We start from the raw sequence: 15,352 nt of genomic DNA, 5'->3' as shown, positions 1-15,352 counted from the left end.
GCTTGGCGTACTGGACAAGGGACGTGTCATGACGGAACGGCGTGCGGGAGATCGGGTCGTTTTCGAGCGCGGCTTTCCTGCGCACATGATGGGTATCGATGGCACCTGGCGTCGCTCCTGCATCATGGAAGACATTTCCGAAACCGGCGCCAAACTCACCGTCGATGGTTCTGTCGAAGGACTGAACCTGAAAGAATTCTTCCTTCTGCTCTCATCCACAGGTCTCGCCTATCGCCGCTGCGAACTCGGCTGAGTCAATGGCGACCAGATTGGTGTGAATTTTCTCAAACCCAACGACAAAAAGAAAAAGACGAAACGTTCCGAGACGCAGGAGCAGAAACGTGACTGTGCAGGCGGGTGTAATTGTCGCATCCGCGTCATCTCGGCCCATTATGGCTCGATAGGTTCATGCATGCGACACGCCGCCGTGCTACCATCATTTCAGCTCAAAAATTCAAGAACGATTCCATCGAGGCCCATCATTCTACCAAGGCCAATGTCGCTATGTCCGTAAAACCCACCAAAGCAATGGTTCTCGCCGCCGGCCTTGGCCTGCGCATGCGACCGCTCACCAACAATCTGCCGAAGCCGCTGGTCCCTGTCGCAGGACAGCCGCTGCTGGATCACGTGCTCGACAAGCTCGCCGCTGCAGGCGTGACCGAAGCCGTGGTCAATGTGCATTACCTGCCCGACCAGATCATCGATCATGTCGCGACGCGCACCGAACCGAAGATCATCATTTCCGACGAGCGGGATCAGGTGCTCGGCACCGGCGGCGCCGTGGTGAAGGCGTTGCCGCTGCTCGGCAACGAGCCGTTCTATCATCTCAATGCCGACACGATGTGGATCGACGGTGTGCAGCCGAATCTCGCGCGTCTTGCGGAGGCCTTCGATCCCGCACGCATGGACATTCTGCTGCTGATGGCGCCGACCGCCAACAGCATCGGCTATGCCGGCTGCGGCGACTACGCGATGCTCACCGATGGCGCGCTGCGACGCCGCAAGGAGAATCAGGTCGTGCCGTTCGTCTATGCCGGTGTAGCGATCCTATCACCGGCGCTGTTCAAGGATGCGCCATCCGGTGAATTTTCGCTGACCAAATTGTTCGACAAGGCCAATGAACAGGAGCGCCTGTTCGGACTGCGCATGGAAGGCGTCTGGATGCATGTCGGCACGCCCGACGCCGTGCGCGCCGCGGAAGATGCGTTCCTCGCCAGCGTAGCCTGAGCTTCCTGCGACTCCCGTCGCCTTCTCAGCCATGCCATGATGCACCCTGATCACGAATCAGGGTGTTCATGCGCGTCTTCAATATTCCGTCCTCGGCGCCATTCCTGCGCACGCTGATCACCGCGCTTGTCGACGGTGATCTCGTCGAGGGATTCTCTGCACGCGGCGCGCCGGAGAAACTGGCTGAAGTCACTTTGTATCTGCCGACACGCCGCGCCGGACGCATGGCGCAGGAGATCTTCCTCGACGTGCTCGGGACCGACGCCGTGCTGCTGCCGCGTATCGTTCCGCTCGGCGATGTCGACGAGGAAGAACTGACCTTCGCGCAGGCGGCCTCGCCCGAGAGGCTCGAAAGGCTGGACGCTCCTGCGGCACTCGACGGTTTGCAGCGTCGTCTGCTGCTGGCGCAACTAATCGCCGCCTGGGCCAAACAACTTACACCCAGCGCCCCCACGCAGACGCCGCTGGTGGTCGGCGGCCCGGCCTCGACGCTCGCGCTCGCCGACGATCTCGCGCGGTTGATGGACGACATGGCGACGCGCAAGGTCGACTGGAGCGCGCTGGACGGGCTGGTGCCCGATGCGCTCGATCAATATTGGCAATTGACGCTAGGCTTCCTCAAGGTTGCCCACGAATGGTGGCCAGCCGAACTAAAGGAACGGCAGCGCATCGAGCCTGCGGTGCGCCGTGACCTGCTGATCGACGCTGAAGCTTCGCGCCTGAAGGCCCACAAAGGCGGCCCCATCATCGCCGCCGGCTCGACCGGCTCGATGCCGACCACCGCGAAGTTCCTGCGCGAGGTCGCGCAACTGCCTGATGGCGCTGTCGTCTTGCCGGGACTCGATACCGACCTCGACGACATCGCATGGAATCTGATCGGCGGCACCAAGGATGCATTGGGCCGCACCGAGTCATCCGCATCGAACCACCCGCAATTCGCGCTGCATGCGCTGCTGGAACGGTTCGGCATCACGCGCCGCGATGTTCTGACGCTCGGCACGCCGTCGCCGCAAGGCCGCGAATTGCTGGCCTCTGAGGCGATGCGGCCATCCAATGCCACGGCGCAGTGGCATACGCGTCTCGCTCAGCCGGCCGTCGAACAGAAAATCGCGGCCGGCATGCGGAACCTTGCTGTGATCGCCGCCGCGAATCCGGAAATGGAAGCGCTGGCCATCGCGATTGCGATGCGCGAGGCCCATGAACTCAAGAAATCCGCCGCGCTGGTAACGCCCGACCGCGCGCTGGCGCGCCGGGTGATGGCCGCGCTCGGGCGCTGGAATCTGATCTTCGACGATTCCGGCGGCGATGCGCTGACCGAGACCTCGGCCGGCATCTTCGCGCGCCTCGTCGCCGAGGCCGCAGCGGAGCAGCTCGAACCGGCGACATTGCTGGCGCTGCTGAAACATCCGCTGTTTCGTCTGGGCGCGGCGCCGAACGCCTGGAAAGACGCGATCGAGACGCTCGAACTCGCGCTGCTGCGCGGCACGCGGCCGACGCCCGGCACCGCCGGACTGGCGCAGGACTTCACGCGCTTCCGCGACGAGCTCGGAAAGCTCCGACGCCGCGAAGCGTCGATGCTGCATGGCGCGGAGCCGCGCGCAAAACTCGACGACGACCGTCTTGACCGCGCGGAAGAACTGATCGCCGGATTGCGCACCGCGCTGGCTCCGCTGGAAGGCATCCACCCCATCAGGCCGATCGATTTCGCTGAAGTTGCCTTGCGGCATCGTGAGGCGATCAAGCTCTTGTCGCGCGATGACAGGGGCAACGATGTCGCGCTTGTGGGGCGCGAAGGAACAGCGCTCACCAAGGCGTTCGACGATCTCGTCGTCATGGAGACTGTCGCGACCGAGAGCGGCGACGAGGAGCGGCTGCGCCCCAGCGGGCTGATGATGCAGCTCCGCGATTATCCCGATGTGTTTCAGACCGCCTTCGCTGACCGCATCGTGCGCCGGCCCGAAGTCGCCAATGCCAGCTTGCGCATCTATGGCCAGCTCGAAGCGCGGCTGACGCAATCGGACCGCGTGATCCTCGGCGGCCTCGTCGAAGGCATCTGGCCGCCGTCGCCGCGCATCGATCCCTGGCTGAGCCGCCCGATGCGACATCAGCTCGGGCTCGATCTTCCGGAACGCCGTATCGGCCTCACCGCGCATGACTTCGTGCAATTGCTCGGCACCGAGGACGTCATCCTGAGCCACGCCGCGAAAGTTGGCGGCGCGCCGGCCGTCGCGTCGCGCTTTCTGCACCGGCTCGAAGCTGTTGCCGGTGAGACCCGCTGGGACGCGGCGCTGGCCGCGGGCGAGCACTACGTTCGCTATGCCGAAGAGCTCGATAAACCCGAGACCGTCACGCCGATTGCCCAGCCGGAGCCACGGCCGCCGCGGGACGCGCGACCGCTCAGACTCTCGGTCACCGCCATCGAGGACTGGCTGCGCGATCCCTATACGATCTATGCCAAATATATTCTGGGCCTGGCGCCCCTCGATCCCGTCGACATGCCGCTGTCTGCGGCCGACCGGGGATCGGCGATCCATGCGTCGCTCGGCGACTTCACGATGGAATACAGCAAGGCGCTGCCCGATGATCCCGCGCGTGAGCTGCGCAGGATCGGCGATCGACATTTTGCGCCCCTGATGGCGCGACCTGAGGCGCGCGCATTGTGGTGGCCGCGTTTCCTGCGCATCGCGTCCTGGTTTGGCGCCTGGGAGATCGACCGCCGCATCAATGTCGCCAGCATCGACGCGGAAGTGCGCGGCGAGATCAAGATCCCGCTCGATCACGGCCGCGTCTTCCATCTCTCGGCGCGTGCCGACCGTATCGAACATCGCAGCGACCGCACTTTCGCCCTGCTCGACTACAAGACCGGCCAGCCGCCGACCGGCAAGCAGGTCCGCATGGGCCTGTCACCGCAGCTCACGCTGGAAGCCGCGATCCTGCGCGAGGGTGGATTTGCCGGCATTGCCGCAGGATCGTCCGTCAGCGAACTGGTCTATGTCCGCCTCAGCGGCAACAACCCACCAGGTGAAGAGCGGATGCTGGAACTGAAGATCGAGCGCAAGGACGAGCCGCAACTGCCTGATGACGCTGCGATCGAAGCGCGCGCCAAGCTGGAAGCGCTGATCCGCTCCTTCGAGGACGAAGCCACCGCCTATACGTCGCTCAGCCTGTCCATGTGGTCGAACCGCTATGGCAGCTATGACGATCTGGCGCGGATCAAGGAATGGTCGGCCAATGGCGGCACCGGCGGAGGCGAGTCATGAGCGGCCCGCGCAATATTCCGCCCGCGGCGAGCGCCAAGCAGCAGCAGGCATCCGATCCCGCCTCGTCGGTATTCGTCTCGGCGAATGCCGGTTCCGGCAAGACCTATGTGCTGGTCAACCGCGTGATCCGGCTGCTGCTCGACGGTGTGCCGCCCGAAAAGATCCTCTGCGTCACCTTCACCAAGGCCGCGGCGGCCAATATGGCAGAGCGCGTGTTTACGCGGCTCGGTCACTGGGTCACGCTGGATGACACCGCGCTCGACGCGGAAATCAAAAATGCCGGCGTTCCCGCGTCGAACAGCAGATTGCGGTCGCGGGCGCGCGAATTGTTCGCCAGTGCACTGGAGACGCCGGGTGGTCTGAAAGTCCAGACCATCCACGCGCTGTGTACGCGACTGCTGCAGCAGTTTCCGTTCGAGGCCAATGTGCCGGCGCGGTTCAGCGTGCTCGACGACCGCGACCAGAACGAAATGATGGAGCGCGCCAGCCTGCAGGTGTTGTTGCAAGCAGCCGCCGCACCCGATAGCGCCGAAGGCCGCGCGCTGACGACCGCGATGACCTCGGCCGCCGACGTGACCTTCCGCGACGTGGTGCGCGAGGCGAGCCTGTCACGCGATCAATTCCTGGCCTGGATCGAGCGCGCCGGCTCGACCGACGCCGCGATGGCGCAACTCTCGGCGACGCTGGGCGTGACAGCCGGCGATACCAGAGAGAGCGTCGAGCTGGAGATTATCGACGGGCCGCATCTGCCCCGCGAACGCTGGATTCCCGCCGCCGAAATCTTCGAGACCGGCAGCAAGACCGACAACGATCAGGCAGCGCGGCTGCGTGAGGCTTTGGCGTTGTCCGGTACCGAACAGGTCGAGAAATATCTCGAACTGTTCCTGACCAAGGACCAGTCACTCCGCAAATCGCTTGCGACCAAGAAGATCGCCGACAGCCGGCCGGATCTGCTGGCGGCCCTGCAGCGCGAGGGCGATCGTGTGATCCCGCTGCTGGAGCGCCGCCGCGCCGTCGCGATGCGCGAACGCACCCAGTCGCTGCTGGTGATCGCCAGTCAGGTCGCGGAGAATTATCGTCGCGAGAAGAACGAGCGCGGCCTCCTGGACTACGACGACCTGATCGCGCGCACGCTGGAGATGCTGGATCGGGTGTCGTCGAGCTGGGTGCATTTCAAGCTCGACCGCGGCGTCGATCATGTGCTGATCGACGAGGCGCAGGATACGAGCCCGCGGCAATGGGACATCATCACCCACCTGATCTCGGAATTCACCTCCGGCGAAGGCGCGCGCGACGGCCTCAAGCGCACGATCTTCGCGGTGGGCGACGAGAAGCAATCGATCTTTTCGTTCCAGGGGGCCGCACCGCGCGAATTCGACCTGCGGCGCAAGGCGCTGCAGAGCCGGTTCAAAGATGCCGGGATGAAGTTCGATCCCATCGCGTTCAGCCATTCGTTCCGGTCGGGCTCGGCCATTCTGCAATCGGTCGATCATGTGTTTCGTGAGGAAGCGATCTTTCGCAGCATCCATGCTGTCGAGAACGGCTATCCGATCCATGAGACGCTGGAGGATGCCGGCCCGAGCCTGATCGACCTCTGGGAGCTGGAGCAGCCGGACGACCGGCCGAGTATCGAAGGCTGGCAGGCGCCATTCGACAAGCGCTCGGAGACCAGCCCAGAAGTGAAGCTCGCACGCCGAGTCCAGACCGAAATCAAGGACCTGATTGCGGCGAAAACCGAGACAGGACCGATCGGCAAGCGTCGTGCACTGCGCTATGGCGACATGCTGGTGCTGGTGCGCCGCCGCGGCAAAGCCTTCGACGCCATCATCCAGGCGCTGAAACATGCCGGCATTCCCGTCGCCGGCGCCGACCGGCTCAAGCTCACCGAACATATCGCCATCATCGACCTGATGAATCTGGCCGACGCGCTGCTGCTGCCGCAGGACGATCTGGCATTGGCGACCGCGTTGAAGAGCCCACTATTCGGCCTCGATGACGATGATCTGTTCAAGTTGGCCTACGAGCGCACGGGATCGCTGCGCGACGCACTCGGCGAAAAGGCGGCGAGCGATCCCAAGCTCAGCGGCGCTTTCAAGCGGCTCATCGCTTGCGAGAAGCGCTTTGCCAGCGAGACGCCTTTTGCGTTCTATGCCTGGCTGCTCGGCGGTGATCACGGCCGCGCGCGCATCCTGCGTCGGCTCGGCCATGAGGCCAATGACGCGCTCGACGAATTTCTCGAACTTGCGCTCGGCTATGAGCGCAAGGCGCCGGCCTCGCTGCAGGGCTTCGTCGCCTGGCTGCGCGCGGCCGACACGGAAGTGAAGCGCGACATGGAGATCACCCGCGACGAAGTTCGCGTGATGACCGTGCATGGCGCCAAAGGCCTGGAAGCGCCGGTCGTATTCCTGGTTGATACCACATCGTCGCCGGCGGATTCGCAGCGGCTCAATTTGATCCACCTCCCGCAGGGCAACGCCGCACCGAACAGCCCGGGCGTCGTGGTCTGGGCCGGCAAGAAGGCGGACGATCCGCCAGCAGTCGCGGCGGCGCGCGCCGACATGATCCGCGATACTGAAGACGAGTATCGCCGGCTGCTTTACGTCGCGATGACGCGCGCAGCCGATCGCCTGATCGTCGGCGGCTGCATGCCCGGCAACCGCAACGAGGTGCGGCCGCTGTCCTGGTACGATCTGATTCAGAAAGGTCTCGAGAATTCGGGCCTTCATATGCAGCAGGTACCGCCGCCGGACGGCGTGGTGAAACGCTATACGCGGGTGGAAGACGTCGTACCCGCGCCGGGCACTGCAACGCCTGTCGCTGCGGCAGCGCCGATCGTGCTGCCGGCATGGCTCCGCGACAAGGTGGGCGACCAGCCGCGCCGCGAAAGCCTGTTGCGCCCATCAGATGCCGACGATGACGACGGCCGCGGACAGCGCTCGGGCGAATCCGAACGGCTGCGCCAACTGGCTTTGCAGCGCGGCAACCTCGTGCATCGCCTGCTGCAATCGCTGCCCGACATCGCCGCCGAAAAGCGTCGCGAGACCGCGCTGAATTTCCTCGCTCGCAACGCCAATGACTGGACCGATCTCGACCGCGTGGCGCTGGCCACGCAGGTGCTGTCGCTGATTGGCGATCCGCGCCTCGCGGAACTGTTTGCCCCCGGCAGTCGCGCCGAGGTGGCGGTGGCCGGACGACTGACGCGGAAGGACGGGTCGCCCGTGCTGGTGTCGGGCCAGATCGACCGGCTGGTCCTGACCAAAACGGAGATCCGGATCGTCGATTACAAGACCAACCACAACCCGCCGCGCAGACTGATCGAGGCGCCCAAGGCCTATATCCGGCAGCTGGCGCTGTATCGCGGCGTGCTCGCCAAGTTATACCCAGACCGGCCGATCCGGGCCGCCCTGCTCTGGACGGAAACGCTTGAAATGATGGAGATTTCCGGTGCTGCGCTGGACGCGGAGCTGGCCGCCATCATCTCACTGTGACCAACCTTGACCCGGCAAGGGGGCGTTCATAGGTTGGATGCATCATTCCGGCGCGCGAATCTTCCAGCGCGCCTTTCATTGAACAGGACGAGGATACGACCATGGCCGTTGGCAAGGTGACAGACGCCGATTTCGAAGCGGAAGTGCTCAAGGCGACCGGGCCGGTCGTGATCGACTTCTGGGCCGAATGGTGCGGTCCGTGCCGCATGATCGCGCCGGCGCTCGATGAGATCTCCGCCGCAATGGGCGAGAAGGTCACCATCCTGAAACTCAATGTCGACGAGAATCCAAAGACCGCATCGAAGTATGGCGTGATGTCGATCCCGACGCTGATGATCTTCAAGGGCGGCGAAATGGCCTCACGTCAGGTCGGTGCGGCGCCGAAGGCGAAGCTGCAGCAGTGGATCAGCGCCGCGGTCTGATCGCGCGCTTTACTCGAGAATTTACGGCCGGTGATCACCTCACTGGCCGTTTTTGTTTTGTGTACCTAACCTCGCCCCGCTTGCGGGGAGAGGTCGACTTTCACATGCGGAGCATGTGGAAGGCGGGTGAGGGGGAGCCAGTGTTTCACTCGCTGGCTCCCCCTCACCCGCCGCGGACTTCGTCCGCGCCACCCTCTCCCCGCAAGCGGGGCGAGGGAAGCGACGCCCATCAGCGAATCCATCCCGTCGCTAGTGCGCTGGCCCATTCGGGTCGCTGGTTCTGCAATGCCAACTCCGCCATCGCCTGATGATCGTAAGGCACCTGACGGAACGTCACCTGCCAGCGGCCTAAGCTGGACTCCAGAATCGCGTAGCAGGCGTCGGGCGTGCCGACTTCCAGCGTGTGCGGATAGGGCGTGACGTCGCGATAGCCGGGGCCGCCGACGCTGCCGGGATTGACGATCATGCGGCCGTCGCGAAGCCTGACGGCACGCGCGATGTGGGTGTGGGCGCAGAGAATCAGCGATTGCGTGATACCCTTCGCCTTCTCCTCGATGGCTTCGATCGCAGCCATATGCACGATGCCTTCGGGGGTCACCGCTTCCATCCAGTAGGTGTTGTCGTCATCGGGCGTCGCGTGAACGAGATAGACCTCGCCCTGATAAATCGTGCTGAAGGGCAGCGCGCGCAGCCAGTCCATCTGCTCTGGTTCTAGCTGACTGTGTGCCAGCCGATCGGACGGCCACATGTCGTCAAGCTTGTAGTCGGTGATGTAACGATCATGATTGCCGCGGACATTGGTGGCATTGAGGCCCATCATGATGTCCACCGCACGGCGCGCATCGAGCGCACCGCTGGCCATATCACCAAGATTGACGATGTCGGTGATGCCTTGGGTACGGATATCGGCGACAACCGCCTCAAGGGCAAAGTGGTTGCCGTGAACATCGGCAATGGCAGCGAAGCGCATCGAACCTCCCTAAAATCAAGCAAAGATCAATCAGAGATCACTTGTATCGATGCCGTTCTATGCAGGGAGCGTGCCGTTCTCCGCAAGTACATGACCGGCCAGATAGAGCGAGCCTGCAATCAGGATCCGCGGAGGCACTTCATAGGCGAGCCGGGTGAGGGATTGCAGCGCATCGGCGACGCTCGGCGCTGTCTCGACGCGCATGCCGAGACTCCGCGCGGCGTCGGCCAACGCATCCGGCGCCATGACGCCGTCGCGGCCGGGGATTTTCACGGCGATGATATGGCGGGTCTGGCCGGCGAAATTCGCCAGAAAGCCCGTCGCATCCTTGTTGGCCATCATGCCGGCGATCACCACGAGCGGCCGCGGCACGCGCTCTTCGAGATCGCCGAGCGCCGCCGCAATGACGCGCCCGCCATCGGCATTGTGGCCGCCGTCGAGCCAGACTTCGGAATCGGTGGGCGCCGCCGCGACGAGCTTGCCCGATGTCAGCCGCTGCATCCGCGCCGGCCATTCGGCGCGCGCGACGCCGGTCTCATAAGCGGCCGGATCGATCCTGAATTGATCCAGTGCGCGCAGCGCCGCAATCGCCAGACCCGCATTGCCGAACTGATGGCGCCCGAACAGCCGCGGCGCGGCAATATCCATCAGCCCCCGATCATCCTGATACACCAGACGGCCGCGCTCGATATTGACGTGCCATTCCTGCCCGGCGCTGATGAGTCGCGCATGCATCTTGCGCACATGCTGCTCGATCACGTCAGTGGCCTCCGGCGATTGCTCGGCCGTGATGACCGGCACGCGGCGCTTGATGATGCCGGCTTTCTCCGCGGCGATCTTCGCGAGCGTATCGCCCAGAAAATCCGTGTGGTCGATGGCGATCGGCGTCAGCACGCAGGCGATGGGCGCTTCGATCACATTGGTCGCGTCGAGCCGCCCGCCGAGACCGACTTCGAGCAGCACGACGTCGGCGGGAGACCTTGCGAACAGACCAAACGCGACGGCGGTCTCGGCCTCGAACAGCGTGATGGGTGCGCCGGCATTGACCGTCTCGACATGGGCGAAAGCCGCGCGCAATGCGTCGTCACTCACCAGGGTGCCGGCGAGGCGGATGCTCTCATTCATGCGGACGAGATGCGGCGAGGTGTAGACGTGGACGCGCAGACCTGCGGCCTCGCAGATCGCACGCAGATAGGCGATGGTCGAGCCTTTGCCGTTGGTGCCGGCGACATGGATCACCGGCGGCAGCTTGCGCTCGGGATTGCCGAGCTGCGCCATCAGCCGCTGCATGCGGTCCAGCGACAGATCGATGGCGTTCGGATGCAGCTTGGAGAGCCGCGCCAGAATCTCGCCGAGTTCAGGCGACGATGGCGGCGCGGAGGTGCTCACGCGTGCGCGGCCGGCACCGCGTCCGAAGCCACGACGATCTCGGCCGGAATGCTCTCCGCGCGCGGCGGGCTCGCAATGGCTGGAGATTTCGTCAGCAGACGGCAGAGGCGCGCGAGCGTCGGCTTCAGATCGTGGCGATGCACCACCATATCGATCATGCCGTGGTCACGCAGATATTCGGCGCGCTGGAAACCTTCCGGCAGCTTTTCGCGAATGGTCTGTTCGATCACGCGCGCACCGGCAAAGCCGATCAGCGCGCCGGGCTCGGCGATCTGCACGTCGCCCAGCATCGCATAGGACGCAGTGACGCCGCCGGTGGTCGGGTTGGTGAGCACGACAATGTAAGGCAGCTTGGCCTCGCGCAACATCTGCACGCCGACGGTGGTGCGCGGCAGCTGCATCAGCGACAGGATGCCCTCCTGCATCCGCGCGCCGCCGGAGGCGGCGAACACGATGAAGGGCGACTTCTTCTCGACGGCGAGCTCGAGCCCGCGCACCAGCGCCTCACCTGCAGCCATGCCGAGCGAGCCGCCCATGAAATCGAAATCCTGTACGGCGACGACGACGCCGGAGCCTTCCATCTTGCCGTAACCGACCTTGACCGAGTCGTTCATGCCGGTCTTGGTGCGCGCATCCTTGATGCGGTCGACATATTTGCGCTCGTCGCGAAACTTCAGCGGATCGGCAATCACTTCGGGCAGCGCGACGTCGTACCAGGTCTCGTTGTCGAAGATCGACTTCATGCGGGCGGTGGCGCCCATGCGCATGTGATAGTTCGAGCCGGGAATGACGAACTGGTTGCTCTCGACGTCCTTGTAGAACACGAGCTGTCCGGTATCCGGGCACTTGATCCAGAGGTTCTCGGGCGTATCGCGCTTGAGGATGCTGCGGATCTTCGGCCGGACGACGTTGGTGAGCCAATTCATATGTGTCTCCGCGTCGCTGAGATGGTGCGTCGCTCTGATATCTATATGGCGGCCAGGACGGAGCCCGGCAACCGTTGTTCCCGGTTGATGGAGGCCAATTGTGGCTTATTCCGCAGCCTGTTTGGCCCCATGAACGCCCTGGGCGAGGGCTGCGGCCAGATCGGCGACCGCACTGACGGTCCTGGCCGTGGCCTTGCCATCGGAATCCAGCGAGCCTTTCAGCGCATCGATCAGCGCCGTTCCGACCACCGCGCCGTTGGCATGCCGGGCGATGTCATGCGCCGCTTCCGGCGTCCGGATGCCGAAACCGACACAGACCGGCAGCTTGGTGTGACGCTTGATCCGCGCCACGGCCGTGCTCACGACGGATGAATCCGCGCTGGCCGAGCCGGTGATGCCCGTGACCGAGACGTAATAGACGAAGCCCGAGGTGTTCGCGAGCACCGCCGGGAGGCGCTTGTCATCAGTGGTCGGCGTGGCCAGACGGATGAAGTTCAATCCCGCTTTGATCGCCGGCAGGCAGAGCTCTGCGTCTTCTTCCGGCGGCAAATCGACGATGATCAGACCATCGACGCCGGCGGCCTTGGCGTCGAGCAGGAATTTATCGACGCCGTAGATATAGATCGGATTGTAGTAGCCCATCAGCACGATCGGCGTCTTGTTGTCGGAGCTGCGGAAGTCGCGCACGAGCTGCAAGGTCTTCTTCAGCGTCATGCCGGCCTGCAGTGCGCGGAGGCCCGCGGCCTGGATCGACGGGCCATCAGCCATCGGATCGGTGAAGGGCATGCCGATCTCGATGATATCGGCACCGGCTTTCGGCAGCGCCTTGACGATCTCGAGCGCGGTGGCGGGATCGGGATCGCCGGCCATCACGAAGGTGACGAATGCCGCGCGGCCTTCGGCCTTGAGTTCGGCGAAACGGGTATCGATGCGGGTGGTCACGACTGCCTGCCCTTCAGGATATCGCCGACCTGCGGGACGTCCTTGTCGCCGCGGCCGGAGAGGTTGACGACCATCAGGTGATCCTTCGGCAGCGTTGGCGCGAGTTCGCTTACCTTGGCGAGGGCATGGGCCGGCTCCAGCGCCGGGATGATGCCTTCGAGTTTCGACAGCAGCTGAAATGCGGTGAGCGCTTCCTCGTCCGTCGCCGACAGATATTTCACGCGGCCGATCGTATGCAGCCACGAATGTTCGGGGCCAATGCCGGGATAATCGAGGCCGGCAGAGATCGAATGGCCTTCCTGGATCTGGCCATCTTCATCCATCAAGAGATAGGTACGGTTGCCATGCAGCACGCCGGGACGGCCGCCAGCAATCGATGCGGCGTGCAGGTTGGTGAGCCCGTGGCCCGCCGCTTCGACGCCGTAGATATCAACCGATGGATCGTCGAGAAACGGATGGAAGAGCCCCATCGCATTGGAGCCGCCGCCGATGCAGGCGATCAGCGAATCCGGCAAACGACCTTCGATCTCCTGCATCTGCACACGGGTTTCCTCGCCGATGATCGACTGGAAGTCGCGCACCATCATCGGATACGGATGCGGGCCGGCGACGGTGCCGATGCAATAGAACGTGTTGTGCACATTGGTGACCCAGTCGCGCAGCGCCTCGTTCATCGCATCTTTCAGCGTGCGTGCGCCGACCTGCACCGGCACCACCTTGGCGCCGAGCATTTCCATGCGGATCACATTGGGCTGCTGACGGGCGACGTCCACCGCACCCATATAGACGATGCATTCGAGGCCGAAGCGCGCACAGAGCGTCGCCGTCGCCACGCCATGCTGGCCGGCGCCGGTCTCGGCGATGATGCGCTTCTTGCCCATGCGGCGCGCGACTATGATCTGGCCGAGCACGTTGTTGACCTTGTGCGAGCCGGTGTGATTCAGCTCCTCGCGCTTCAGATAGATTTTTGCGCCACCGAGATGCTCGGTGAGACGTTCCGCGAAATAGAGCGGCGACGGGCGACCGACATAGGCCTTGAGATAGCCGTCCATCTCCTTGCGGAAGGCGGGATCGGCCTTGGCGTCCTCATAGGCCTTCTGCAGGTCGAGGATCAGCGGCATCAGCGTCTCGGCGACGAAGCGGCCGCCGAAAATGCCGAAGTGACCGGTGTCGTCGGGACCGGACCGATAGGAATTGGGAATGGCTTGAGTCATCAGGTCGTCAACTCTTGCGTTGCGCGCGCGGCGCGGATGAAAGCGCGGATCATGTCGGGATCCTTGATGCCCGGCGCGCTTTCCACGCCGGACGAAATATCGACACCGCCGGCCCGCGTGATGCGCAGGGCCTCGGCGACATTGGCGGCAGTGAGGCCGCCCGACACCATGAAGGGCAGCTTCAGATCGAGGTCTTCGAGCAGATGCCAGTCGAAGACCTCACCGAGACCACCGGGACGCGTTGCATCCTTCGGCGCCTTGGCATCGAACAGGATGCGATCGCAGACCGCGGCATAGCCGGGCAATGCGGCGAGATCGGCCCTGGTCTCGACGGCGAGCGCCTTCATCACCGGAAGGCCGAACCTCTGTTTGATATCACGCACCCGCGCCACGCTTTCGTTGCCGTGGAGCTGCAGGATATCGGGCCTCAAGGCATCGATTCTGTTTTCGAGATCCGCGTCGTCGGCATCCACCGACAGCGCGACCTTCACGGCGCGACCCTTCGCCTGCTTGCCCAAAGCCCGCGCAACATCGAGCGTGACGTGACGCGGCGACGGCGGAAAGAACACGAAGCCGACCATATCCGCGCCGCCGACCAGAGCCGCGTCGAGCGTCTCCGGAGTGGATAGGCCGCAGATTTTGACGATCAGAGACATGCTTCAAATGGCCGCTGGCAATACCGGGAATGGCGGGAAAAGCCTATGCGCGGGGTTCTACAACGTCGCGCCGGACTTGTCTCGCTCACCGGCCATATAGGAGGAACCCGGCGCCGGAAGCCGCTGCACACCGTTCCGTGACGTGGTCGCGGTATGGGCGCGCAGATCGGCCAGTTCTGCACGGGCCCGCCTGATATCGGCCTCATGCTGACGTGCTGCGCGGCGCCAGTGCCCTTGCCTGAACCAGGTCGCCATGCCCCCTGCAATGACACCCAGGATGGCCGACAGGATGATCACAACAAATAGCGGCATCGTGGCACCGACCGCGGGATCGCTGCTGTTGAACGGATCGAAGGAGACCGTGACCATATGACGGTTGGCGACTGCGAACACGACGAAGACGATCGCGAGGGGGATGATGACCAGGGCTGAGAAGAATTTGCGCATCAACGTCTCTCGCGAAGGCGATGCGGGCGCGCATTCCGCTAATTGGCTCAGACCTGTCGGCCCGAATGCGCGCTACCTCAAAGTTCTTTATGACGCCGCGCTGGCTTCCGGCGCGCCATTCTCACGGTTGAGCCGCTCGCGCATTTCCTTGCCGGTCTTGAAGAACGGAACGCTCTTCTGGTCTACCGGAACATGCTCGCCAGTCCGCGGATTGCGGCCTGCGCGGGCGGGGCGATGCTTCACCGAGAATGCACCGAAGCCGCGAAGTTCGACACGGTCACCGCGTGCCAGCGCAGCCACGATCTCATCGAGAATCGCATTCACGATGTTCTCAACATCCCGCTGGTAGAGGTGCGGGTTATGCTCAGCGATGCGTTGAACGAGTTCGGATTTGATCATCGAGACGTTGGA

Annotated in this window: 12 protein-coding genes and 1 pseudogene; 5 read left to right on the top strand and 8 right to left on the bottom strand. The window is 63.9% G+C overall.

The features are described from left to right. Positions 1-28: 28 nt before the first annotated feature. From SFY93_RS04405 to trxA, 5 genes and pseudogenes are all read left to right on the top strand, one after another. Positions 29-334, top strand: a pseudogene (locus SFY93_RS04405) (PilZ domain-containing protein); the annotation flags it as partial. Positions 335-504: 170 nt separating this feature from the next. Then, entirely contained in the window at positions 505-1,227 is a 723-nt protein-coding gene (locus SFY93_RS04400) for a nucleotidyltransferase family protein (RefSeq protein ID WP_320447691.1), read from the top strand. Between the two features lie 68 nt (positions 1,228-1,295). Beyond that, complete coding sequence (gene addB / locus SFY93_RS04395; protein WP_320446178.1) at positions 1,296-4,487, top strand: double-strand break repair protein AddB; 3,192 nt, start codon at positions 1,296-1,298, stop codon at positions 4,485-4,487. Further along, the gene (gene addA, locus SFY93_RS04390; RefSeq protein WP_320446177.1) at positions 4,484-7,975 is read left to right on the top strand and encodes a double-strand break repair helicase AddA; all 3,492 of its coding nucleotides are present in this window, start codon (positions 4,484-4,486) and stop codon (positions 7,973-7,975) included. Before addB ends, addA begins: the two co-directional genes overlap by 4 nt. 101 nt (positions 7,976-8,076) lie before the next feature. Then, on the top strand, positions 8,077-8,397 hold the full coding sequence (gene trxA, locus SFY93_RS04385; RefSeq protein WP_068734104.1) for a thioredoxin: 321 nt from the start codon (positions 8,077-8,079) through the stop codon (positions 8,395-8,397). Between the two features lie 229 nt (positions 8,398-8,626). Here trxA and SFY93_RS04380 read toward each other — a convergent pair whose 3' ends face one another. From SFY93_RS04380 to SFY93_RS04345, 8 genes are all read right to left on the bottom strand, one after another. Continuing rightward, positions 8,627-9,367 (bottom strand): metallophosphoesterase family protein, encoded by a 741-nt coding sequence (locus SFY93_RS04380; protein WP_320446176.1) that lies wholly within the window; start codon positions 9,365-9,367, stop codon positions 8,627-8,629. Between the two features lie 57 nt (positions 9,368-9,424). Continuing rightward, a complete protein-coding gene (locus tag SFY93_RS04375) occupies positions 9,425-10,756 on the bottom strand; it encodes a bifunctional folylpolyglutamate synthase/dihydrofolate synthase (protein WP_320446175.1) in 1,332 nt (443 codons plus the stop codon). Next, on the bottom strand, positions 10,753-11,682 hold the full coding sequence (accD, locus tag SFY93_RS04370) for an acetyl-CoA carboxylase, carboxyltransferase subunit beta (RefSeq protein WP_320446174.1): 930 nt from the start codon (positions 11,680-11,682) through the stop codon (positions 10,753-10,755). Before accD ends, SFY93_RS04375 begins: the two co-directional genes overlap by 4 nt. Before the next feature lie 105 nt (positions 11,683-11,787). Then, positions 11,788-12,624, bottom strand: coding sequence for a tryptophan synthase subunit alpha (trpA, locus tag SFY93_RS04365; protein ID WP_320446173.1), 837 nt, complete (start codon positions 12,622-12,624; stop codon positions 11,788-11,790). Next, on the bottom strand, positions 12,621-13,838 hold the full coding sequence (gene trpB / locus SFY93_RS04360; protein ID WP_320446172.1) for a tryptophan synthase subunit beta: 1,218 nt from the start codon (positions 13,836-13,838) through the stop codon (positions 12,621-12,623). The genes trpA and trpB overlap by 4 nt, the downstream gene beginning before the upstream one ends. Continuing rightward, the gene (locus SFY93_RS04355; protein ID WP_320446171.1) at positions 13,838-14,494 is read right to left on the bottom strand and encodes a phosphoribosylanthranilate isomerase; all 657 of its coding nucleotides are present in this window, start codon (positions 14,492-14,494) and stop codon (positions 13,838-13,840) included. The genes trpB and SFY93_RS04355 overlap by 1 nt, the downstream gene beginning before the upstream one ends. Positions 14,495-14,551: 57 nt before the next feature. Continuing rightward, complete coding sequence (locus tag SFY93_RS04350) at positions 14,552-14,941, bottom strand: LapA family protein (RefSeq protein ID WP_199711988.1); 390 nt, start codon at positions 14,939-14,941, stop codon at positions 14,552-14,554. An 87-nt stretch (positions 14,942-15,028) separates the two neighbouring features. Next, entirely contained in the window at positions 15,029-15,340 is a 312-nt protein-coding gene (locus SFY93_RS04345) for an integration host factor subunit beta (protein ID WP_089266402.1), read from the bottom strand. Positions 15,341-15,352: the final 12 nt, after the last annotated feature.

This window comes from Tardiphaga sp. 42S5, assembly GCF_034044155.1.
Taxonomy (GTDB): domain Bacteria; phylum Pseudomonadota; class Alphaproteobacteria; order Rhizobiales; family Xanthobacteraceae; genus Tardiphaga; species Tardiphaga robiniae.
This window is presented reverse-complemented; position numbering and strand designations above follow the sequence as displayed.